This window comes from Paenibacillus sp. Root444D2, from assembly GCF_001426375.1.
Classification (GTDB): Bacteria; Bacillota; Bacilli; order Paenibacillales; family NBRC-103111; genus Paenibacillus_E.
In genome coordinates, this window is sequence record NZ_LMEO01000001.1 from 198,098 (window position 1) to 219,623 (window position 21,526).

Below are 21,526 nucleotides of genomic sequence, written 5' to 3' on the forward strand. Positions count from 1 at the left end.
CCACCTATAGCATGCGTCACCTATATGCAGCTTATCCCTTTTAACCCAATTAACGCCGAAGCCCCATCATATTGCCAGAGGCGTATCGTCTGAGTCCTGTGTAGAACAAATAAATGCTTCCCAAGCAAAGTAAGCCAGTTACAGCAATGGCACCTGATATAAATGGAATGTCCGCCTGACGTAACAACCCAATGGGTAAATAACTGATGAACCCTGCAGGCAGCACAGTAAACAGTACGACTTTGCCTAGCCCACGAAATATGCTCGTTGGATACGTGGTGAATGTCAGGAGCCCATTATATAGCTGAAAACTCAGCCCATCCGAACTCCCTAACCAGAACACAGGACAGTTCACAATGATCGTGAAAAATAAGAAAATCAGCGTCGATAAAAGCATCGCTAGACCAAATTTGATGAAGCCTATCATTGATTTATCACCAAATGCTACGTAAATAATAAGTGCGAATAAGACGTCCCCAATTGCACTTACCGACATGCGGCTGATGAGAACATGAAGAAGCACTGGCTTAGGCTGCGTTAAATAAATATCAAGCTGTCCGGTTGCGATCAGATTTGAAATTCGCATTGCGTTACCGAAAAACGTAGCCATAACACCAAAGCCACCAGCTGCTATAGCCCATAACATCATCACATCCTGCAGCTCCCATCCATTCAATACAGGAAAGCGGCCAAAATAAAGTCCCCAGAACACAATCCACACTACATTATTGATAATCATCATTCCTGCCGTGAGAAAGAAGCTCATCCGAAACTCCATGGCGCCAGCAAGATTAAGTTTCCAGCATTGCCAGACGAATCGAACTAAACGCCTGAATTTACCTGGCTGATCAAATTCACTAATGGGTGTCAAATTGCAGCTATCCACCATTAACATTGAGCTTTTTCACTCCTTTTCTATAGACCAATGAGACAATTATGCCAATGATAACAACCCATAACAGCTGTGTGCCGATCATGATTGGTAGTTGAACTGCATCATAGGTCACTGCTGTCTTGGCCGGGATGTAGACAATAGCTTGAAACGGCAGCCATCGTCCTATCCGCTGCAGTATGTCTGGAAATAACTCTAGAGGCATTAACATGCCGCCTATCGTGAATAAAAATTTATTGTATACGAATTCCAAACCGCGTGTCTCCTCCACCCAGAAAGAGCTTAGCGCTAAAACCATATTCAGCATGAAATTTACCGTGAAACCGAATAATGCCACAATGGGCAACCATAGCAAGCCATAACCAAAATCAGGCGGCCCCATAATAAGTAAACCTAACAAACCGCCAAGCGCCGCGTTGACTAGAAACCGAATCGTAGCTTCGCTCATATACTCAACATAGTGAAAGGCGACAAAATTGACAGGACGGACAAATTTGAACACGATTTCCCCGGTTTTCACTTCTTCCTCTACGCGTGAGCAGAGACTAGGACTAGCGAGGATCATCGATTCCGTTATAACGAGATACCACATAATTTGCTTGAAGCTGAAGCCTGCTATGGTTTCCGTTCCCTCGCCGCGAAACGTTGTCTGCCATAGTTGAAGAAAAATATAAAGAATCAACAGCAGAAACAACGAGCGGATTAGAAAATCGGCCACATAAGCAAGTTGATTGCGAAGTGTGATTTTGCCGATAAAGGCATATTTAACCGATTTTCTCCAGTTGTTCATGTCCTTTCTCCTCCTTACCGAAGTTCCCGTACATACGTGTAATGATGTCCTCCATCGGTGGATCTTCAACCGTAACGTCAATGATGCGGTGCTCAGCCATGATCTGGGACAGCGCTGCTTCAATTGTTGTTTGACCCATATCAACAGAAAGTGAAATTCTTACACCACTTCGTTCTAGTACCTTCGCCCCGACAATTTCTATGGCATCCGGCTCCTCTCCCAGTACAAGGCGGACTGTTTTTTGTGTCAAAAACTGCTGCTTCATCACCTCGACACGGTCATCGAAGACAATCCGACCATGATTAATAACAATCGCCCGGTCACATAGCCTCTCAATATCACCAGCATCATGTGACGTTAGAAATACAGTGGTTCCTTCTTCACGTTTTAACTCTAGAATAAGCTCGCGTATTCGCTGTTTAACGACAACGTCTAACCCAATCGTAGGTTCATCAAGGAACAGCACCTGTGGGCGGTGCATCAAGGAAGCAGCGATCTCACAGCGCATCCTTTCGCCTAGCGAGAGCTTCCTCACTGCCGTATGCAGATAGGGCCCGAGTTCGAATCTCTCAATGAGATCATCACGACGGCGTACATACTCACTGCGCCGCAGCTCGTAAATACGGCTCATTAGCTCGAAGGTATCGATGGGAGGCAAATGATACCAAAGCTGCGACTTTTGCCCGAAGACAGAGCCTACTCGATAGCTCAGCTTCGTCCTCTCCTTCCATGGACAGCAGCCTAGAACTTCAGCCTGACCTGTTGTAGGATGAAGGATGCCTGTCAGCATCTTAATAGTCGTGGATTTCCCGGCACCATTCGGTCCGAGAAAGGCAAGCGTTTCCCCCTGATCCACGGAGAACGTTATGTCCTCTACGGCTGATTTATCTATATACTCCGGCTTTAACAGTGCCCGAACACTCGCCATAAAGCCTTCTTCTTTTTTCTTGAGTTGAAAGGATTTCCCCAATTGTTCCACACGGATCGATGCCATCTCTATTCCCTCCACTTTTTATTTCGGTAAAGCAAAAAAGACCTCAGTCCGTTTCGCCTAAACAGGCGGAACTTTCCGAAGGTCTTTTATCCCTTACGGTGTAACACGTCATTTATCCGTGTCGGCTTCGCTCGGTTCGCCACCTTGGTAGGTTCGGATCCCTAGAAGCCCTTCCGTTTATTTTCCACATATTAACACATGATGTCATGTACAGACAATACTTTTTTTGCGACCCATCCAAGCAAAAAAAGCCTGTTGCAGGTGCACAGACTTTTTACGCTAACTCACAGACGTTACATTATTGGGATTGATGAGATTGCGAAGATTGTTGAGAGTCCTGAGATTGTTGAGATTGTTGGGATTGTTGAGAATGCTGAGATTGTTGGGATTGCTGCGATTCTTGTGTCGTTTGTAATTCTTGTTTTAAATCTTCCGTCTTTTGCTGGGCTTGCTGGATTTGTCCCTGAAGATCTTGCAGCTGTTGTTCTGCTTCGGACAGTGCAGCTTCAGTCGCCTGTGAATAAATCTCCTGAGCAACTTGCAGCGTTTGTTCAGCAGCTTGCTCAGCTTTTTGGGCAGCTTCTTTTATTTGCTCAAAACCTTGTTGATTTTGTTGCGGCGTTTGTTGTTGCATAGAGATACCCCCAGCTGAATTTTTCATACCCGATTAATTTTAGTAAATGTTCCTTTTTTTATTCCTAATGAATATATTCGCCACCCATCTTCAAAACATCAGACAGCACAGGAGTCGGAATGATAAACTCGACAACACCCATATAACCGGGAGACACCTCGTATTTTTGGAAAGAGACAACGAGTTGACCATTCGTATTAATGTAGAAGTTTTGATCTTTCGTGATGGTTTTGAAGTAGAAATTCAACTCATTAGAAACACCCTCAACCCAATAAATCTTCTGCGGAACCCGCTTCATCTGCTCCTTCATTTGTTCCTTAATGTTTTCACTAATAATATGGATATAGTCATCATTTTTAAATAAACTTGGCAAAGTGATCAGCAATTGTTTCTTCTTGTCGATTGTGTCGTATTTAAATGTTGTTGAGGAGGACCCAACTGTATTTACCACGTATCTTCCCATGGAAAGGATGTGATCGTTATCGGTTTTAATGACATAACCGCTATCTACACCTAAATGACCGCCGCCATTTTGCTTCAAACTTTCCATTTCAGAGATGAAATTCGTATATAACCTCTTGCCTTCTTCCAGATATTTATTATTCAGAGTATCTTCTAACGTTTTATTATCCAAATTCGTGATTACAGGTACTTCTAGATTTGCTTTAAAGGTTCCATCATTGAACTTATATTCTCTAAAAGTTAACACCTTCACAAGGTCGCCAACGAGAGGCACCTCAGATAAAGCATGGGCTAAAGTAGAATTAGTATTGATACCTGCGACAAATAAGATAGCCGCCGCTGCTACTGCAAATCCCCATTTAATATTGCTTTTTCTTTTCTTATTTTGCTTAATAGCCTGGTTTACGATAAAATCCAGTTCTTTTGGAATCGGAATATCCATATAGTGTTGTTTCATTTGTTCCATTTTCTCATTCATTTTAGTTGACCTCCTCTAGCTTATCGTCAATCATTTTAATCCGGAGTAATCGGAGGGCTTGATACAATCGTGTCTTAATTGTACTGCTGTTTTCTTGTAAAACCTCGGCGATTTCATCAATCTTCATATCCTCAAAAAATCTTAGTACGATCACACTTCGATAGATTGTGGGCAAATCATCCAGTGCCCTTTCCAGATCAATATTGGTATAGGTATCTTCACTGCCTTGAGCATACGATTCCATCGTGATTTCATCAACGACTTGAATTTTCTTATGCTTCCTCAAGAAATCCAATGACGTATTTACAACAATCCTGTAAAACCAGCTCTTTATGGATGCGGTGTCTTTCAAAGAGCCAGCTGAAGCAAAAGCCTTATGTATGGCGTCCTGAACGACATCGAGGGCATCTTCCGAATTTTTCACGTAACTGTAAGCTAATCGATAGACATTTTCTTTATGTTCCGTAATACATGCAATCAGTAATTTTTCTAGCTTGCCATTCATCGTCATGAGTTTAAAAGACGCTCCTTTTTCTACGCGCGCATAAGATTTGGTCTTGTATGAGCTAGGACGTGCGAGTGCGTAGAATAGTTTGGTACACTAAATAATAGCACAGGGTCGCATACTCCGAATCGACCTTCTTCTACCAATTTCCCTCACCCACTGCTATACTAACAGCAAGAAGAAGCTAGTGAGGTGACATTTACCTATGAACATCATTAAAGTCAAAGATCGCCTTGAATTAGAAAAAAGAATCCCTACCATGCCGTGGTATATTGAGAAATTCATCAATTATAAGCTGCCTGACCTCTCTCCATCGTCTTTACTTGAGTATGTGCGTGATTACGAAATCTTTCTATCCTGGCTGTTGGCCGAAGGATTAAGTTCTGCTCCCTCTATGAACCAAGTTCCTCTGGAGGATTTGGAGAAATTACATATGGATAGCGTTGACAACTTTCGCATGTTCCTAGCTACTCGTAAAGTTCAGGCTAATGTGAAAACTACAATTAACCGTAAGCTTTCCGCTTTGCGTTCCTTATTCCATTATTTAAGCCAAATTGCCGAGGATGATAATTTCTACCCGCTTCTGAAGCGCAATGTGATGGCCAAAGTGGAGATCAAACGATCGCATAGGCCCAAGGACAGTGCTGCTAAGCTCGAGGGTAAGCTGCTTCAAGAAGAGGAAATTGTTGAGTTTATTGCGTATGTGCAGCATGGCTATGAGCACGATGTAGCTACCAATAAGCAAGCTCTCTACTCCTATGAGTTGAACAAAATAAGAGATACCTGCATCATTACACTCATACTAAATTCGGGGCTCCGAGTATCCGAAGTATTCAATCTAAACGTCGATGATATTGACCTTAAGAAGAAGCTTACCTATGTATATCGCAAAGGTAAGAATGATGACACGTTCAAAACTCCCGTATACTTCCGAAATGAAGCTATTCAAGCTCTAACGGACTATATCAACATCCGCTCAACTCGCTATAAGCCGCTCAAAAAGGAAAAAGCCCTCTTCCTTGCCATGGCTAATGGCAAAAAAGAGGGCGAACGTATGACGAAACGGGCTATCCAAGAACTCGTTATCAAGTACGCTAAGCGCTTCGGCAAGCCCTACTTGTCGGTTCATAAGCTGCGGCACTCGTTCGCCACAGATTACTACTTACAGAATGACTTGTACAAAACTCAAGAGCAGCTCGGACATGCCTCCCCTGAAACAACGCAAATCTATGCGCATCTCACCGATAAAACAATGTCCGAAGCAATTGATAAACGGCTGGAATCCTGAAGGTTACTTCAGGATTTCTTCAATTTTAGCCAATTCTTCTGGCGTAAATGCTAAGTTTTTAAGCGCAGCTACGTTCTCTTCAATTTGAGACACACGACTAGCACCAATCAACGCTGACGTTACTCGCTCGCCGCGGAGAACCCAAGCTAGTGACATTTGCGCCAAGCTTTGGCCGCGACTGCTCGCTATCTCATTCAGTTGATTTATTTGAGCAAGTTTCTCTTCCGTAATATCTTTCGTGTTCAGGAATTGACTCTTCCCGCCCGCGCGAGAATCACTTGGCACCCCACTCACGTACTTGTTCGTCAGCAAGCCTTGAGCAAGCGGACAAAACGCGATGCTGCCTACGCCATACTCATCCAGAACATCCTGCAGGCCATTCTCAATCCAACGATTCAGCATGCTGTAGGAAGGTTGATGAATCAGCAGCGGTGTACCCAGGCCTTTCAGAATGGTTACCGCTTCCTTCGTTTGCTCTGCTGTATAATTGGATAGCCCTATGTATAACGCCTTACCTTGACGAACAATTAAATCCAGGGCAGCCATTGTCTCTTCGAATGGCGTATTCGGATCCGGTCTGTGTGAATAGAAAATATCTACGTATTCTAATCCCATTCTTTTCAAACTTTGATCCAAGCTGGATACTAGATATTTCTTGGAGCCCCACTCTCCATAAGGTCCTTCCCACATGTGGTAACCAGCCTTAGTTGAGATGATCAACTCATCGCGGTACGCGGCCAAGTCACTTTTCAGCACCTTACCAAACATTTCCTCAGCTGACCCTGGTGGCGGCCCGTAGTTATTAGCCAAATCAAAATGGGTAATCCCTAAATCAAAAGAGCGAAGCAGCATAGCTCTTCCATTCTCATGGAGATCTAATCCACCGAAATTGTGCCACAATCCTAATGAAATAGCCGGGAGCTTAAGCCCTGATTTACCTGCACGATTATATTTCATTTCTGCATAACGCGTTGAGCTTGCTTGATAGACCATTTTTGTCCTCCTAAATGTTATCGTAGAAAACTTACTTCGTAAGCATCCACTTGTGTTATCGCAGATAACTTACTTCGTAAGTATCCACCAAAGTTTCACCAGTAACTGGCTTCTTAAGTACTAGTATAGGTTAACTGAAGCAACAAAAAAAGAACTGAAAAAAACGTGTCTTACTTACCTCGAGGTTAGTCATGCATTTATTTTACCTACAATCAGAAATAAAACTGCCGAATCTCTTCGACAGTTTGTTCAAATTTATTTACATTTGCCACAACCACAATGACATTTACGTTTTGATTTGTCAGCCATTTTTCCTTTTGATTTTACTGTGGACTTTGCACTTCCGCGTAATCCAGCACACCGCAGACAATCCGCAATACATTGATTGCGCCCAACTACAAATAATCGCGTACACACATTACGACAAAACCTACCACAGTTCGGTACAGCGAGAGCATTCCCCAGATAAACACCTTTAGGCATACCTAAACACCACCTTTTCAATTGGTGCTATATGGTATTCCAACTAGCGAACTATCGCTTGTACGATTACCCCCATCTTCATGCTATTTGAGCAAAGTAAGCACAAGCTCCGAGCCATTCATTTGCAGCCACTTCGTTTTGTCAAACGTGTTATGAATAATATCAACGAGTACGCCTTGAGCATCCACACCATCCAAGTATCTCCCCAAAAAATGGATAAATACATCTAACCGTCGAAGCTCGATCAGAAGAGGCAGCAGCGCAATTTCTTCCTCTCCTAAATCAATCGATTGGCCATACCCCTGATAAAAGGCAGTACAATTACGTCGCAGTTCTTCTGCAGGTAGAGTGGGATCGATAAGATCTGATAAGCAGACAGCCAGCTCCATCACTCGAACATCTCTAGTTACGAACTCAAAATCAAGTACGGCCGTAATTTGTCCATCGGCATTAACCAGCATATTAGATCCATTAATATCACCATGAACGAGTTGATGTGGAAGCTTTCTTAGATCAGGAATAGCCTTATAAAAAGCAGTAAAACGTCCAAATATATAGGAAAGCTCATCGCTCTGCATCCTGAATGGTTCTGGTGGATGAAGACAGAACTTTTGAATCGCATCTGGCGTGCAGCGAGGATGGATATGTTCAATTTCATAATAAGGTGGGTAGACAGGTTCAAGCTCCATGGAAATCGCAGCCAGAGCAGATGACAGGTTTCCGACAGCTTCTCCGAATTGCAGCAGTTGCTGCGTATTCCCCCAAGTGGGGTTGCAGCCATCTGTATACGTAAATAAGGCAGCCAGTTTGCCTTCCCTAGCGTCTAATCGGACAACAGTCCCCCCAGTTGGGAGCTCCACTGGCACAGGTACACGAAATGGAAGTTTATCTTTTTCTTTATCTAAAGCCAATAGAACACTATGCTCGAACATAATTTTGTCCATGTCACGATGAGTTTCGTACAATCGAAGAACATAAGAAGTACCTTCCACCTCTACGAACCGAGTTGTATTATTCATACCTCCCGCGCCAACACGCATGGACCATGTTTGAGTAGGAAACCAGTAGGTTGGCAGTGAGGTTAATTGCTCCTCTTGATCTTTGACACGCATAATTGCATTCCTCAACTCCTCTTCTTAAACCTGATTGTCACCTTCTACCGCAAATTCAAAATCCTCTACGTCATAAGCTTCGACTGGAATCCCCGCTTGAACCATACGTTCAATGAAATCTAACTGATCAGTTAACAGAGCAGCCTGTTCTTTGATGGCGGTCAGAATTAATTCGGTTTCAATGGGGTCGAAATTGTCCCCATACTCCTCATTGTCAATCGCATAAACAACCACCAAGGTGACATGCTCATTTATTGGTAAAGGAGGGCTTTTCCGCCAAGGAACAGTTAATGCTTTTTCAATTTTTTTCTTATTAAAAGATTCCTCGAAGAAAGCAATCAGCTCACCAATCATTTGCTTCACGAAGCCATCGTCTTCTTCCTCTAACATGATTGGCTCACTGCCTGTCTGAAGCTCGTATAACTCCTGAATGCTGGTATAAGGTATCACATAAGTAACAGGCTGTTCTGGCAGCATTAACTGACCATGCACAGCTAGCATAACGGCTTCGATTATAAAAGTTTTGCTCATCTTGTTCTCCCCTTTCTCTCTAACCTTGTAGAAGCATTATTTCGCTAAGAAGCTGAGGAATCCTCTTTTCAATACCTTCTCAACCAAACAAAACCGTCAGTTCCTATGATCGAGGAGACCACATCGAACTAACGGTTTCTATAACTCTTATAGGATGCCATCGATGACCTCATGATTCTCATAAATTGGCTGATACGGCTTCTTCGAAAAACGGTTGGCATAAGCCGAAGCTACATAACAATCCGGTTTAATAACAGGAACCATGCCGACGGATTCCACTCTCCTTACCATCTCTTGGACGAATTTAGCCGTCCGGTTCTTATTCTCATCGTCACCTGCATCAATATGAATAAACATATCAAAGGAAGCACCCTGATATAGATGTGGAAGAATGATGTTTTCCATATCCTGTCGCTTAGACTCATCAAAATACATCGCAATCTCTTCACTCAGAGCAGTTTCCATCGAAAGCTTTTCTCTAATCGAATGTAGGGCCCGATGAACGATGACTTGACGATAACACGCCCACGCTCCTTTTCCTAACCGCTGGATAACTACACCAGTAATGAATTTCGTATGACCTTGATGTACCTGACAATCCGTACCAATAATAAATTTGTAGGTTGCTACGGGGTCGTGACGCATGAAATGGAGAATACGCTCGTGTACGGTATCTAGGTTTAGTCCTCTTTCCGTTGTGTTCCGAAATTCCAGTGGATGGGTCGTCGTCAAAGGTTTCAAAGATAAGGTTCTTCCTTTCTTCTTAGAATGAGGAAGAAGCGGATGCTGAAGCTGCATCCGCCCCTATCTATAGTATATGGCAAAGTTCCTCTGATCGAACCATCACTTATCGTAAAACATGGCCGCCGTACAAAAATCGATTTTCCCATTGCTTTCCAGCGATCGTATCCATACGAACACCGCCGGATTCGATCGAATACGTATGCAGCATATCCCCATTTCCTAAATATAGTCCAACATGCGTGATCGGTTCTGTAAGAACGTTCATGTTATCATAATCTGTTGCTTTACTTCCTTTGTAGCTGCTGAAGAACATCAGATCTCCACGTTTCAAACTTGTCCAGTCCTTACTAACAGGACCTAACGATTTAACATAGTTGCCTTGTGCTTGTGAATCGCTAGGTACGGAAAATCGTAAAGCATCCCAGAACATCGTTTGAATGAAATCCGAGCAATCGAAGGTCGTGGTATCGTTGCGTTCCGAACCAAATTCATAAGGAGTGCCTAAGTAAACTTTGCCAGCTGCAATAACGGCTTCAATTTCTTCGGCGAGAGGTAGATTGGGTTTGATGACGGAGAAATCAGTGCTTATGTATTTACTATTTGTGCTTATATAACCGCTAATTCCATTGGCATCTTGGATTTGGTACCAACTATCGTTGACTTTTTCTTTAACGAGGACGTCTTCCCCTTTACTAAGCATCCGAATTACCTTAGAGCCGGGATCAGAAGATGGAAGTGTGCGAAAGTTTACGCCATAAATGATTTCTGCATTGCTAATTATTTTTATGTATTTGCTATTCGTCGAAACATAACCGCTTACACCCTGCGCATCCTTGATTTTATACCAATTCGTCGTTACATAGTCGGTGACAGTGACAATTTCGTTTGTTTTCAATAACCGTATAACATTACTTGAAGTACTAGCTTGATCTCTGAAACTTACGCCCGAAACAATTTGGGCCTTCGTCGTTATCCCCTCATCTGCCTGAATAGCTGCCGGGACTACAAAAGTAAGCGCTAAAACTAGCATACCAAGGACCATCGTCCATTTTCTCATCGTCATACCTCCATAGGTTGATATCACTCTAGCTGTATTTGAGTTACGTAAAACCGAACTGACGAAATGGATAATTTGAACCTGACACCTCCTCTTCATCGTAAAAAGGATGACCCGTTTGCCTCAACTGGGTCATCCTCTTCTTGTAGAAGGGTCCCATCGCATTCGACAGCTGGCTGGCACTCTGCTTTAGGCACGAGAGCCCCTTTAGCTTTGCGTCCCAAGCTTTCGCTCGGTTTGCCATTCCGTTGTGATGTTAATTTTTTCATTCGCATCCTTATTATAGTTTGAGGGGGCCTTCACGAATATAGGCGAAAGGTTGCGTTTGTTGTCGAAATCATAGTGGCTGCGTACCTATTGACGCTATGGTTTATTTTTCCGGTTTACGGACTTCCGGTTTTCGTGTAAGAGGCCAAAACACTTGCAAATTAGGGTCATTTTTCAACTTCACATTGCAGAGCTTCATTTCCCCTTCCTCAAGCTCAGTCACATGCCAAGCATCCGTCTCCATTCCCCCAATGTTGTGTAGAAAAGCAGGAAACTGCTGCTCAGCCGTTTCTAAATCCGGCCAAAATTTAACGCCATAATAGGCTAAACCGTAGTGATTGACTTGTGTACATGTGAAAATCTGTTGCGATGTTTTGTGCTGCAGTACATAGGGCATCTTTCATTCCTCCGATAAAAAGGCACGTTCACCATCATGGTGAATGTGCCTTCATTTTTATGATGACGACTTATAAATAAGCATTCTCATGCTTCGCTTTTAACATATTCCAACGGCGTTCAACTTCCGTCTCGAACGACTTCAGGGAACCTTCATATTCAGGCTTCGTCATATGCTTCGTTTTCCCCATCGTCTTGAGCCAATCCGACAGTGGAATCTTCTTGCTCTTATCCTCCGGATTATACGTGATGGACGTAACCCCGTGCTCTACTTCATAGAGCGGGAAGAAGCAGGAATCTACCGCAGCTCCGACGATATTGGAGCCTTCCTGGTCATCCGACAACCAGTTGAGTGGACAGGCAATGAGGATTTTCCCATATACCAATCCTTCATTTTGGGCGTACCATTGTGCTTTCGCGGCTTTCTTTACAAGATCCTGCGGATACGCTTCCGACCCCGTAAATACATACGGAATATGGGTAGCAGCCATAATTTGCGCTGTATCCTTGTGATGGAACACTTTACCACCCTGATGCTTCCCAACGTTCGAAGTCGATGTGCGATGACCCATTGGCGTCGAATAAGACAACTGCGCACCTGTATTCATGTATCCCTCGTTATCGTACTCGAGGATAATCATTTTATGATTGCGCAAAGCCGCTCCGATCGCCGGTCCCATGCCGATATCCATCCCGCCGTCACCAGTAATCATCACGAAGGTGAAATCGTCCTTCAAACCCAAATGGTCTAGCTCGCCACGTCGCTTGCGCTCCCAGAACATCTCCACAACCCCTGAGAGGGTCGCTGCGCCGTTCTGGAACAGATTATGAATATACGTCGCTTTGTGCGCCGAATACGGATAACCTGTCGTTACAACCATGGCACAGCCTGTATGGAAGATCGAGACAATATCACCTTCAATCCCCTTGAAAAACAACTCCAAGCCAGAGAAAATGCCGCAGCCTGGACATGCGCCATGCCCCGGCGCAATACGCTTTGGTTTCTTCGTCAATGCACGTAAAGGCGGGATACGTACATTCAGCTTGCCCGTGTTCTCATCCGGTGTTACCGTGATGAGTCCCGTCTTCAAATCCTCATACTTCATCGGCGTCAACACCCGCTTCGGCGCTTTTGAAGGATCACCTGGCGTGTGGCCATAGTAATCGAAGGGAACCTCAACCTTGCCGCTTTGTACAGCGTCAATGGCAAATTGGAACAAATTATGCCCGTCTTCGGCATAAAAGTCCTTGCCACCTAAGCCGTAGATTCGGCTTATGACAAGCGTATCTCTGTTCCCGTGTGTGAACAGCGCCGCTTTAATTTCGTTGACCATATTGCCGCCATGGCCGCCATAGGAATCCGCGCGATCGCCAACGGTGATCGCCTTCACATGCTGCAAAGCTTCAGCGATCTGCTTTGCTGGGAATGGACGGATGATATTCGGCGCGATCGATCCGGCCTTTATGCCCTTCTCGCGGAGCTGGTCGACGACGTCTTTGATGATTTCGGAAGCCGAATTCATCAAGAACACGGCGACTTCCGCGTCCTCCATCCGATATAGCTCAAGAATCGGATAATCACGGCCTGTCAACTCAGCATATTCCTGCCGAATACGGTCATAAACACCTTCAGCGTTATACATGGCCATGGACTGCTGGTAGCAGTTATTAATATAATCCGGCTCATTCATATAAGGACCTACGGTAATCGGATTATTACGATCTAGCGTATCTGGGAAGCCCTGTGGCTTCTCACCGACGAAAGCATGCACATCCTCACGATGCGCGAACGTTTGTACTCTACGTTTTTGGTGGGACGTGAAATAACCGTCCGAAGCAACCAATACTGGCAATCGAACTTCTGGATCTTCAGCCAGCTTTAAAGCTATGATATTCATGTCATAGACTGCTTGAGGGTCGCGACACATCACAATCGGCCATCCCGTATTTAAAGCATAGTACAAGTCAGAGTGATCCCCATGAATATTCAGCGGTCCGGATACGGAGCGGCATACCAAGTTCATCACCATGGGAAAGCGTGTCCCGGATTGTACCGGCATTTGTTCCAACATATACAAATAACCGTTGGCACTTGTCGCGTTAAATACGCGGCCGCCAGCAGTTGAAGCGCCATAACATATGCCTGCCGAACCATGTTCACCGTCTGCTGGAATGAGCACGATGTCATGCTGTCCGTTGGACTTCATAAGATCTAGAAATTGGGCAACCTCCGTAGATGGAGATATCGGAAAATATCCCATAACATGATAATTAATTTGATGAGCCGCATATGCCGCCATCTCGTTACCTGATTCATACACGATGCGCTGTTCGACCTTGGCTTGCCCTAATTCCTTCTTGATATCAATGGACATGCGAGTAGTTCCACCCTTCTCCCATAAATACTCTCTAAGAGTTTACAGCTAGATTGAATCGATGCGGCATGCGATTTAAATCTGCATAACCATCTTCTTCCCGCTCATTAGTGAGCGCTTCGGTCGGACAAGCCTGTACACATTTAAGGCAGCCTTTGCAATATTGATAGTCGATCCCCTGTAAGAACATTTGAGGCCGCCCCTTCTTGTCGGGGAGTTCATCCCAAACGAAACAGAAATCCGGACACACATTATCACAGGAAGCACAGTGAATACATTTATCTTCATGGAAGTGCGGCATCATTCCCGCACGCGAAATGCTTAAATCTTTCAGAATACTGTTCCCAGGATTCGTTATGACACCACCAATGGACTGCGTTTCATAGCCAAGCACTGGCGTATCGAAACGAACGAAGTCGGGCATCGTCTCACCTTCTGGAAGCGCATACGTTTGGAACTTAACTTCATTGTAACCGCGGTCAAACGTTCGTAAGGCGGGTGCAACAGCAAGCGGATATTTCTTTTCCAACGATTTACGAATAACGCCTCTCATAACATCTGGATCTAGAAAATCACACAACCGGAACAGAGCGCCAAGCATTGCCATATTCACTCGGTTCTTTTCTTCTAGCGAGATTCCAATTGCATCGATAACGGCAATGGTACCGCCCCGGAGCTTCATCTTTTCCTTCAACTCATCCGGTGTTTTTGTCGAATTCACAAGTACTGTACTATCTTCGTAGATGCCACTGATAACGTTTACAGTTTTGGAGAGTGATTCGTGAAAAACACCCACAACATGCGGTCGTTCGACCGGTGAAGTATCCCGAATTCTCGTATCCATGTCACAAAACCTTATATGTGCTTTCACTGCCGATCCTTTCTTCTCTGAACCATAGGAAGAAAAGCTAACTCCGTTCAAACCCACCCCTACGACTCCCGCTTCCGCCAGCATCTTACCCGCTAGATTCGCGCCGAGTCCCCCGATGGATTCCAGTCTAATCTCAAAAAAACCGAGATCGTTCAATTTAGGTAAAGTTACCATGCCAGGTCTCCTTTCAAAAATGAACTGCATAAAGAATGAATAGTATGAATAGTAAATCTACTCTCATTGTAACAAGAAATCTCTGGTAATCAACCTTTTTTTGAAGGGTTCACTTATAGCAAATAATCGATTATGAGGCCGCACCCTCCTAAATAGTAACTTTTCGGCCCTGGATTCTCATCTTGAGCAGAATTATCTTTCTCGGCATCCTCACAATCCTCACATACGTCCACATAATCATCATCAATCGGATTAAAGACAACACCGCAAACCTGTGAGCACGCTCGCATCCTCATCTCTCCTTGTTTGACAACCAACTCAGATTGTAAACGCTTGCACCTTCGTATTCCTTTATTATACAGCGGTTTATAGGAATAACACCATAAGTCTTTATCAAATCTTTAGCATTCGAAATGCCCCAATTCTCTTGATAAGGTCAGTTTATGTGAGATAATGTAGAAATAATAAAGATACTGTCGGACAGCGGAAAGGATGGCATTTCATATGCTCCATTCAATCATTTCCAATGAACTACATGGTCTCTTCTACATCATGAGTGCTATATTAATCCATCTAGTTCTTACCCCTATTTTCATTTACAAAGAATATCAGCGTAGATCTCTATTCGCAATTGTTTTAATCGTACTCATCTTTTTGTACTGGAAATTTGAAGACATTGATCCCTTAATTTATTCCCTCCATTTGTTTCCAGTCAGCTTGATTGCAGTGATTCTTTTTGTCGGATTTATCCCAGCTTTTATTACCTTGACCTTATTTAACATTGGCTGTATGGTCGTCCTGAATTACTACTGGCAACCCGCTCTAATCAGCAGTGCTGTTTTACTATTAGGTGGATTTCTCATCAGAAATACTACAAATCAACCTACACTCAAGATGAAATTAACTTATGCAACAAGTATGCTGCTCGTGTACGAAGTATTGTATGCGCTTTTGATGCTGTACATACGATCTCCTATTACTTTGTATGCTGTATACACCGTAATTTTTTCCTTTTTCTCTCTATGGATGATTACATACTTACAATTTTTCGTAAAAAAACATGAGGTTCACAAACAGAGACTTGTCGCATTGGAAAAGGATCGAATGCTCGGACAGTTCGCTGCCACCATTTCTCATGAAATACGTAATCCTCTCACATCAACAAGGGGCTTTCTACAATTGCTGGATCAGAAAGAGCTATCCTTCAACGATCACAAACGTTATGTCGACCTTGCGTTGTCAGGTGTGGATCAAGCGAATGCCATCTTGGGTGATTATTTAAATTATGCCAAGCCGTCATCTAACTTACAGGAACAATTAGAACTCAAAGAAGAAATAGAAGCTATGCTGCGTTTCATCACGCCATTTGCTGCAGATCACCAGGTTGCTATTCATATTAGTCATGAAAATGAAGATCCCTTATACATCCTAGGAGAATCCAAAAAGCTGCGCCAATGTTTGATGAATCTTGTTAAGAATGCGATTGAGTCCATGCCTAACGGCGGTAAAATTTCATTAAGCACCTGTAAACTGCCTAATGCCGTACAAATTTCTATTTCTGATACAGGCGTTGGAATGAGTAAACAGCAATTAAATTCGCTAGGTATGCCCTTCTATACAACCAAAGAACAAGGGACTGGACTTGGGCTTGTCGTGGTCATGAGTATTATCAAAATGATGAATGGAAAAATCTCTTTCTCCAGTCATTTAAACCAAGGCACGCAATGCTCCATTTTATTTCAGCAAAAGTGAGCATCCAACGCTCTCCATTAACAACCTTGATGATCTGTGCTATTCTGTTAAGACAAGCGATCACCATGATTGGTTAGGAGGGCTTTACTATGAATTCAGATTTCATTCCGATTAAATCACTTGAGGGCGACTTGAAAATGTCGCATAAGAAGAGGGATTTCGGTCTTACCGTCTCATCCAAAGAGCTGATCCTTCACAAACCTCACATTAATTATTATTTCAAGTTGGAACATATAATTAGCATTATTCCATACGATCATTCTGCTCTTAAAGCCGTCACCTTCGTAAACTTGCGATCAGCCAATCGAGAATTCACCCATGCAGCTCCCGGTTCTGATTACTTTCGCATTTATGTCCAAGCAGCTACCGTCCATAACCGCAGCGGGCTATTCGAAATTGGGCCAACCGATATCATCATTCCCATCCATCCGAGTATGCTCAAAGCCATATCTGAATATATGCAGCGCATCGGAATAACTATATTTTAGAGCTCCTCTACAACAAAAAAGCAAAGGTGAAAAGAAAGAATCTTTTCTCGCCCTTGCTTTTTTTATTTCATAAGAGATCATTTACAGATTTTAAAGATTTTCTTTCTCGACAATATAGGCTAGTAAGCGTTCGCAGCTCTCTTCTACCATCTCGTACACCTCTTGAAAATTACCTGTGTAATAAGGGTCTGGAACATCTTTATTGGCGCGATCAGGTGCAAAATCCAGCAATTTATGAATGGCAGCTCGTTTCTCACCTTCAACTAAATCAGGAGCAAACGATGCCAGATTCGTTACATTACTCTCATCCATCGCAATGATATATGTATATTGAACGAAGTCATCGGGCCTAACTTGCCTTGCTTTTAGACCTTCATAATTAATCTGATACTGATCCAATATGTCCCTAGTTCCTTGATGTGGTGGGTGTCCAATGTGCCAATCACCGGTTCCGGCAGAATCAATAGCAATTACAGTATCAAGACTCGCATGTTTAACCTGATGACGAAAAACCGCTTCAGCCATGGGAGAACGACATATATTTCCTAAGCAAACGAATAAGACCTGGATCATACTTCACCAAAAATGAGCTTTTTTTCACGCATGGTGAGCGACCTAGCCGGAATATCCAGCACTATTTTACCTTCAGAAAGTCCCCAAATACGCGTGGCATATCTCTCCGCTAGTTCAACTTGGTGCAGCGTAGCAATGACGCTCATATTTCGATCTTTGCAAAGCGATTTCAAATCCTGCAAGATATATTCCGTTGATTTAGGATCAAGACCAGATACAGGTTCATCGGCGACAAGTACCTTTGGTCCAAGTATTAGCGCTTTAGCAATAGCAACACGCTGCTGCTCACCGCCGCTTAGTTGACCAACTTTCTTCTCACCCTTATCAAGCAACCCCACTTTTTCTAAATAATCCATGCTGTCCACGTGCTCATCTCTTGACGTCATGCCAGTCAAAATACGCAAAGGTGTTTGATAGACACGGCCCATCATAACATTCTTGACAGCGCTTTTATTTCGATTCAAAGCAGGCTTTTCTTCAAGAAATGCGAAATCTCTACCTAATTTGAAGCGTTCGAATGGTCCTGGCTTCGATATATCAATGGAGTTATAGATCAGCTGACCGCTTGTCCATTTCTCTTGATGACTGATGCAGCGCAGTAACGTGGTTTTTCCGCTACCACTGCCCCCAATAACCGCAATGAATTCGCCTTCATCAACTTGAAAGCTCACTTGTGAAAGTACCTGAATGTCCGGAGGATATACTTTACTTAAATTACGAACTGTAAGCATGACGATGTCTCCTTCGAGTAAGTCTTCTTCCGTCTTTCTGATAGAAAGACTTATTTCATAAGTTGCACTTTTGGGAAAAAATCGCCACTCGTTTCAAGCGGTAAGCCTGAGTAGAGGGCGATTTTCTATTTCCCAAAGGATGTTATCTTAATCGCAAGATGTCGGAGCTTCCGCCGTGCCTGCTTCTACATTAATTTTATCCGAAATCGTGTCACGAATGACCGACATAACTAGCTGCAATAAATAGTTGATATCATCTTGTGTTTGCTTGAATTCATTCACAATCGGAATCTCATCTAATTGATCCTGCAGTACTTCAATCTCATTCTCTATTTTCTCAATCATTTTAGCATTTTGGAAAGTCTCGAAAGCAACGACTTCCTTCTGTTTCTTCTTGATCGCACTAATTAGAACTTGGATATCAGGATTCGTAGCGATTTGCTTCTCAGCCTTTTGATAAAACTGTACTTCATTCGAAGTCGTTAACAAATCAGCCAATTCCTTGGCTTTGGTTAAAATATCTTCGCGTACGATCATTTCCGTATTTGTAAACTCCTCTACTTTAAAAGCATGAGGCTGATTATCGTTATGATTATGATCACATTGGGACACTTCTAAACACGCTCCTATCTATTTCAGCTTCAAATTAAATGGACATTTCCATGTGTTTGTTTACAATTTCACCCTTCAAAATCCAAGTTTGTGCATGCGTCACTTCCACTTCAACCATTTGACCAATTAAAGATTTATCACCTGTAAAATGAATCAATTTATTCGTCCGAGTGCGACCAGCTAGTACATCAGCGTTATTCTTACTTTCGCCTTCAACTAGTACTTCAACAGTCTGCCCTAACAATCTCTCATTGCTCGCTTTACTGTGTTTATTGACAAGCTCATTCAAGCGATAAAGACGTTGTTTCTTCACTTCCATCGGTACATTGTCTTCCATATCGGCAGCAGGCGTACCTTCTCGCGGTGAATAAATGAATGTAAACGCGAAATCGAAGCCTACCTCCTCATAAAGAGACATGGTCTCATCGAACTGCTCATCTGTTTCGCCAGGAAAACCAACAATAATATCTGTTGTCAGAACGACATCGGGCATCGTTTCTTTAATTTTACCGGCCAGCTGTAAATAATGATCTCTGGAATATTTTCTGCTCATTCTTTTCAGAACCTCGGTATTACCCGATTGAACTGGCAGATGTATATGTTCTACAAGATTACCGCGTTTACCTAGTACCTCAATCAAGCGATCATCAAAATCTCTTGGATGCGAAGTAGTAAAACGAATACGCGGTACATCAATTTTACGAATATCGTGCATCAAATCAGCGAATGAATACGTAATATCCTCAAAATCTTTACCATAAGCATTGACATTCTGTCCAAGCAGCGTAATTTCCTGAAACCCTTGACGAGCCAAGTCTCTAACCTCAGCAAGCACGTCTTGTGGTCGGCGACTTCTCTCTTTACCCCGCGTATAAGGGACTATACAGTATGTACAGAACTTATCGCAGCCGAACATGATGTTCACCCAAGCACGGATTCCTTCACGTTTTTTCGGTAAATTCTCAACGATATCGCCTTCTTTGGACCATACCTCAACGACCATTTCCTTGTTATAAAAGGCATCCTTTAATAAGGTCGGAAGTCGATGAATATTGTGCGTTCCGAAGATCAAATCTACAAAAGCATGCTTTTGCATAATTCGATTCACGACCGCTTCTTCCTGCGACATACAACCACAAACACCAAGAACAAGGCCTGGCTTCTGTGCTTTCAGTGCCTTTAAATGGCCAAGTTCACCGAACACCTTATCTTCGGCATTCTCCCGAATTGCACAAGTGTTGAGCAGAATAACATCTGCTTGGTACTTGTCCTCTGTCGTTTGATAGCCCATTTGCTCTAGTAAACCTTTCATTACTTCTGTATCATGCTCATTCATCTGACATCCGTAAGTGCGAATCAAATAATATTTATCTTTGCCGAACTCCTGCATGTCCTCAGGAATGGTGAAGTCATAGTGTACGGCGATCTCTTCTTTTCCGCGCTTCTTTGCATCTGTCAGTGAAGGAGGCTGAAAATATTGGGAATAATCCTTGTCGGATTTCACTTGGTTAGCCACTTTCTTTCCTCCTGAGAGTTTTCGTAGAAAACTTACTTCGTAAGCGTTAACTGAGTTTTGCTGTTAAACTGACGCAACTTTTATTATAGCATCACATGCCTACATAGTACAAAAAGAAATTAGCATATGTATGAATATTTACATACAGAACTAATCTAATAGTTCTGCTAAATCGCCAGTTTTCACACCAGCAGCATTCCCTTCATCCGTGTCAATATGCATATCTAATGCATAGTTATCAGATACACGTGCAATGACATTCTCGAAAATCAATGGGCGTTCTCCATTCACTCTGACACGCAGAAGCTGTTTATCTTGAATGCCCCATTTCTTTGCATCCGAAGTATGGAAATGAATATGTCTAGCCGCGACTATTACACCTTGCTCCAGATCTACTTCCCCTTTTGGACCAATGACACGAAGCCCAGGAGTTTGCTCAATGTGTCCGGATTCACGTACCGGCGGATTTATCCCTAAGGAAAAAGCATCCGTTCGCGATACTTCGATTTGTGTACTTGGACGTGCAGGTCCAAGAATACGTACCTTCTCGATCTTTCCTTTCGGTCCAACAATCGTTACCGTTTCTTGAGCCGCAAATTGACCGGATTGTGAGAGATCCTTAAACGTCGTCAATTCATAACCTTGACCAAATAAAATGTCGATATGAACTGGAGATAGATGTATGTGTCTAGCTGAAACCCCTACCGGGACTGTTTTCATAGTACCCATCCTTTAACTTTTATAATAGTAGTCAGTATTGCCGCTCAGCAAAAAAGGCATACGGATAATCTCCATATGCCCTCAAGGT

The 21,526-nt window shown here is 43.2% G+C and carries 23 protein-coding genes and 1 riboswitch; of the genes, 3 read left to right on the top strand and 20 right to left on the bottom strand.

The genetic code is table 11. The features are described from left to right. Positions 1 to 49 precede the first annotated feature (49 nt). From ASD40_RS00925 to ASD40_RS00950, 6 genes are all read right to left on the bottom strand, one after another. Positions 50 to 895: an ABC transporter permease gene (locus tag ASD40_RS00925; protein ID WP_057301475.1), complete on the bottom strand. Its 846-nt coding sequence runs from the start codon at positions 893 to 895 to the stop codon at positions 50 to 52. Beyond that, positions 879 to 1,682, bottom strand: coding sequence for an ABC transporter permease (locus ASD40_RS00930; RefSeq protein WP_057301476.1), 804 nt, complete (start codon positions 1,680 to 1,682; stop codon positions 879 to 881). Before ASD40_RS00930 ends, ASD40_RS00925 begins: the two co-directional genes overlap by 17 nt. Continuing rightward, complete coding sequence (locus tag ASD40_RS00935) at positions 1,657 to 2,676, bottom strand: ABC transporter ATP-binding protein (protein ID WP_057301477.1); 1,020 nt, start codon at positions 2,674 to 2,676, stop codon at positions 1,657 to 1,659. Before ASD40_RS00935 ends, ASD40_RS00930 begins: the two co-directional genes overlap by 26 nt. A gap of 298 nt (positions 2,677 to 2,974) precedes the next feature. After that, on the bottom strand, positions 2,975 to 3,310 hold the full coding sequence (locus tag ASD40_RS36940) for a hypothetical protein (protein WP_156389847.1): 336 nt from the start codon (positions 3,308 to 3,310) through the stop codon (positions 2,975 to 2,977). Positions 3,311 to 3,374: 64 nt separating this feature from the next. Then, positions 3,375 to 4,250, bottom strand: coding sequence for a DUF3298 and DUF4163 domain-containing protein (locus ASD40_RS00945; RefSeq protein ID WP_057301479.1), 876 nt, complete (start codon positions 4,248 to 4,250; stop codon positions 3,375 to 3,377). 1 nt (position 4,251) lies between these two features. Further along, positions 4,252 to 4,755, bottom strand: coding sequence for an RNA polymerase sigma factor (locus ASD40_RS00950; RefSeq protein WP_156389865.1), 504 nt, complete (start codon positions 4,753 to 4,755; stop codon positions 4,252 to 4,254). Positions 4,756 to 4,960: 205 nt separating this feature from the next. Between ASD40_RS00950 and xerS the strand changes: the two genes are divergently transcribed. After that, positions 4,961 to 6,043, top strand: a complete 1,083-nt coding sequence (gene xerS, locus ASD40_RS00955) for a tyrosine recombinase XerS (RefSeq protein ID WP_057301481.1) — start codon at positions 4,961 to 4,963, stop codon at positions 6,041 to 6,043. Between the two features lie 3 nt (positions 6,044 to 6,046). On the opposite strand, the gene mgrA is transcribed toward xerS, so the two are convergent. The 9 genes from mgrA to ASD40_RS36945 form a co-directional block, all read right to left on the bottom strand. Next, entirely contained in the window at positions 6,047 to 7,036 is a 990-nt protein-coding gene (gene mgrA / locus ASD40_RS00960) for an L-glyceraldehyde 3-phosphate reductase (RefSeq protein ID WP_057301482.1), read from the bottom strand. A gap of 566 nt (positions 7,037 to 7,602) precedes the next feature. After that, a complete protein-coding gene (locus ASD40_RS00965) occupies positions 7,603 to 8,631 on the bottom strand; it encodes a phosphotransferase (protein WP_057301483.1) in 1,029 nt (342 codons plus the stop codon). Between the two features lie 24 nt (positions 8,632 to 8,655). Beyond that, positions 8,656 to 9,162 carry a hypothetical protein gene (locus tag ASD40_RS00970; RefSeq protein ID WP_057301484.1) on the bottom strand — a complete coding sequence of 169 codons (507 nt, stop codon included), beginning with the start codon at positions 9,160 to 9,162 and terminating at the stop codon, positions 8,656 to 8,658. Between the two features lie 147 nt (positions 9,163 to 9,309). Beyond that, positions 9,310 to 9,903, bottom strand: a complete 594-nt coding sequence (locus ASD40_RS00975) for a ribonuclease H-like YkuK family protein (RefSeq protein WP_057301684.1) — start codon at positions 9,901 to 9,903, stop codon at positions 9,310 to 9,312. A 106-nt stretch (positions 9,904 to 10,009) separates the two neighbouring features. Next, positions 10,010 to 10,963 (bottom strand): C40 family peptidase, encoded by a 954-nt coding sequence (locus tag ASD40_RS00980; RefSeq protein ID WP_057301485.1) that lies wholly within the window; start codon positions 10,961 to 10,963, stop codon positions 10,010 to 10,012. 164 nt (positions 10,964 to 11,127) lie between these two features. Then, positions 11,128 to 11,215: riboswitch (cyclic di-GMP riboswitch) on the bottom strand. Between the two features lie 118 nt (positions 11,216 to 11,333). Further along, positions 11,334 to 11,627 carry a hypothetical protein gene (locus tag ASD40_RS00990; protein WP_057301487.1) on the bottom strand — a complete coding sequence of 98 codons (294 nt, stop codon included), beginning with the start codon at positions 11,625 to 11,627 and terminating at the stop codon, positions 11,334 to 11,336. Between the two features lie 70 nt (positions 11,628 to 11,697). After that, a complete protein-coding gene (locus ASD40_RS00995; RefSeq protein ID WP_057301488.1) occupies positions 11,698 to 14,001 on the bottom strand; it encodes a thiamine pyrophosphate-dependent enzyme in 2,304 nt (767 codons plus the stop codon). A 34-nt stretch (positions 14,002 to 14,035) separates the two neighbouring features. Then, on the bottom strand, positions 14,036 to 15,046 hold the full coding sequence (locus tag ASD40_RS01000; RefSeq protein ID WP_029195292.1) for a 2-oxoacid:acceptor oxidoreductase family protein: 1,011 nt from the start codon (positions 15,044 to 15,046) through the stop codon (positions 14,036 to 14,038). Between the two features lie 113 nt (positions 15,047 to 15,159). Further along, positions 15,160 to 15,336 (bottom strand): hypothetical protein, encoded by a 177-nt coding sequence (locus ASD40_RS36945; RefSeq protein WP_156389848.1) that lies wholly within the window; start codon positions 15,334 to 15,336, stop codon positions 15,160 to 15,162. A 214-nt stretch (positions 15,337 to 15,550) separates the two neighbouring features. Between ASD40_RS36945 and ASD40_RS01005 the strand changes: the two genes are divergently transcribed. Together ASD40_RS01005 and ASD40_RS01010 are read left to right on the top strand one after the other, a co-directional pair. Next, a complete protein-coding gene (locus tag ASD40_RS01005; protein WP_057301489.1) occupies positions 15,551 to 16,798 on the top strand; it encodes a sensor histidine kinase in 1,248 nt (415 codons plus the stop codon). 89 nt (positions 16,799 to 16,887) lie between these two features. Next, positions 16,888 to 17,286 carry a hypothetical protein gene (locus ASD40_RS01010; RefSeq protein WP_057301490.1) on the top strand — a complete coding sequence of 133 codons (399 nt, stop codon included), beginning with the start codon at positions 16,888 to 16,890 and terminating at the stop codon, positions 17,284 to 17,286. Positions 17,287 to 17,376: 90 nt separating this feature from the next. Here ASD40_RS01010 and ASD40_RS01015 read toward each other — a convergent pair whose 3' ends face one another. The 5 genes from ASD40_RS01015 to pduL all read right to left on the bottom strand — a co-directional run bounded on the left by ASD40_RS01015 (position 17,377) and on the right by pduL (position 21,438). Continuing rightward, positions 17,377 to 17,859 carry a low molecular weight protein-tyrosine-phosphatase gene (locus tag ASD40_RS01015; protein WP_057301491.1) on the bottom strand — a complete coding sequence of 161 codons (483 nt, stop codon included), beginning with the start codon at positions 17,857 to 17,859 and terminating at the stop codon, positions 17,377 to 17,379. Further along, positions 17,856 to 18,590, bottom strand: coding sequence for a phosphonate ABC transporter ATP-binding protein (locus ASD40_RS01020; protein ID WP_057301492.1), 735 nt, complete (start codon positions 18,588 to 18,590; stop codon positions 17,856 to 17,858). The genes ASD40_RS01015 and ASD40_RS01020 overlap by 4 nt, the downstream gene beginning before the upstream one ends. A 147-nt stretch (positions 18,591 to 18,737) precedes the next feature. Continuing rightward, entirely contained in the window at positions 18,738 to 19,127 is a 390-nt protein-coding gene (locus ASD40_RS01025; protein WP_057301685.1) for a RicAFT regulatory complex protein RicA family protein, read from the bottom strand. A 109-nt stretch (positions 19,128 to 19,236) separates the two neighbouring features. Then, on the bottom strand, positions 19,237 to 20,706 hold the full coding sequence (gene miaB / locus ASD40_RS01030; protein ID WP_442952623.1) for a tRNA (N6-isopentenyl adenosine(37)-C2)-methylthiotransferase MiaB: 1,470 nt from the start codon (positions 20,704 to 20,706) through the stop codon (positions 19,237 to 19,239). A 162-nt stretch (positions 20,707 to 20,868) separates the two neighbouring features. Continuing rightward, positions 20,869 to 21,438, bottom strand: coding sequence for a phosphate propanoyltransferase (gene pduL, locus ASD40_RS01035; RefSeq protein ID WP_057301494.1), 570 nt, complete (start codon positions 21,436 to 21,438; stop codon positions 20,869 to 20,871). Positions 21,439 to 21,526: the final 88 nt, after the last annotated feature.

Bases quoted from the DNA above. Each gene is read 5' to 3' on its own strand.
- ASD40_RS00925 (WP_057301475.1), bottom strand. From the start codon at position 895: ATGTTAATGGTGGATAGCTGCAATTTGACACCCATTAGTGAATTTGAT.
- ASD40_RS00995 (WP_057301488.1), bottom strand. From the start codon at position 14,001: ATGTCCATTGATATCAAGAAGGAATTAGGGCAAGCCAAGGTCGAACAG.
- ASD40_RS00945 (WP_057301479.1), bottom strand. From the start codon at position 4,250: ATGAATGAGAAAATGGAACAAATGAAACAACACTATATGGATATTCCG.
- ASD40_RS00935 (WP_057301477.1), bottom strand. From the start codon at position 2,676: ATGGCATCGATCCGTGTGGAACAATTGGGGAAATCCTTTCAACTCAAG.
- ASD40_RS01025 (WP_057301685.1), bottom strand. From the start codon at position 19,127: ATGATCGTACGCGAAGATATTTTAACCAAAGCCAAGGAATTGGCTGAT.
- ASD40_RS00990 (WP_057301487.1), bottom strand. From the start codon at position 11,627: ATGCCCTATGTACTGCAGCACAAAACATCGCAACAGATTTTCACATGT.
- xerS (WP_057301481.1), top strand. From the start codon at position 4,961: ATGAACATCATTAAAGTCAAAGATCGCCTTGAATTAGAAAAAAGAATC.
- ASD40_RS01005 (WP_057301489.1), top strand. From the start codon at position 15,551: ATGCTCCATTCAATCATTTCCAATGAACTACATGGTCTCTTCTACATC.
- ASD40_RS00930 (WP_057301476.1), bottom strand. From the start codon at position 1,682: ATGAACAACTGGAGAAAATCGGTTAAATATGCCTTTATCGGCAAAATC.
- ASD40_RS01015 (WP_057301491.1), bottom strand. From the start codon at position 17,859: ATGATCCAGGTCTTATTCGTTTGCTTAGGAAATATATGTCGTTCTCCC.
- pduL (WP_057301494.1), bottom strand. From the start codon at position 21,438: ATGAAAACAGTCCCGGTAGGGGTTTCAGCTAGACACATACATCTATCT.
- ASD40_RS00970 (WP_057301484.1), bottom strand. From the start codon at position 9,162: ATGAGCAAAACTTTTATAATCGAAGCCGTTATGCTAGCTGTGCATGGT.
- ASD40_RS01020 (WP_057301492.1), bottom strand. From the start codon at position 18,590: ATGCTTACAGTTCGTAATTTAAGTAAAGTATATCCTCCGGACATTCAG.
- ASD40_RS00950 (WP_156389865.1), bottom strand. From the start codon at position 4,755: ATGAATGGCAAGCTAGAAAAATTACTGATTGCATGTATTACGGAACAT.
- ASD40_RS00965 (WP_057301483.1), bottom strand. From the start codon at position 8,631: ATGCGTGTCAAAGATCAAGAGGAGCAATTAACCTCACTGCCAACCTAC.
- ASD40_RS36945 (WP_156389848.1), bottom strand. From the start codon at position 15,336: ATGCGAGCGTGCTCACAGGTTTGCGGTGTTGTCTTTAATCCGATTGAT.
- ASD40_RS01010 (WP_057301490.1), top strand. From the start codon at position 16,888: ATGAATTCAGATTTCATTCCGATTAAATCACTTGAGGGCGACTTGAAA.
- mgrA (WP_057301482.1), bottom strand. From the start codon at position 7,036: ATGGTCTATCAAGCAAGCTCAACGCGTTATGCAGAAATGAAATATAAT.
- ASD40_RS00980 (WP_057301485.1), bottom strand. From the start codon at position 10,963: ATGAGAAAATGGACGATGGTCCTTGGTATGCTAGTTTTAGCGCTTACT.
- ASD40_RS36940 (WP_156389847.1), bottom strand. From the start codon at position 3,310: ATGCAACAACAAACGCCGCAACAAAATCAACAAGGTTTTGAGCAAATA.
- ASD40_RS01000 (WP_029195292.1), bottom strand. From the start codon at position 15,046: ATGGTAACTTTACCTAAATTGAACGATCTCGGTTTTTTTGAGATTAGA.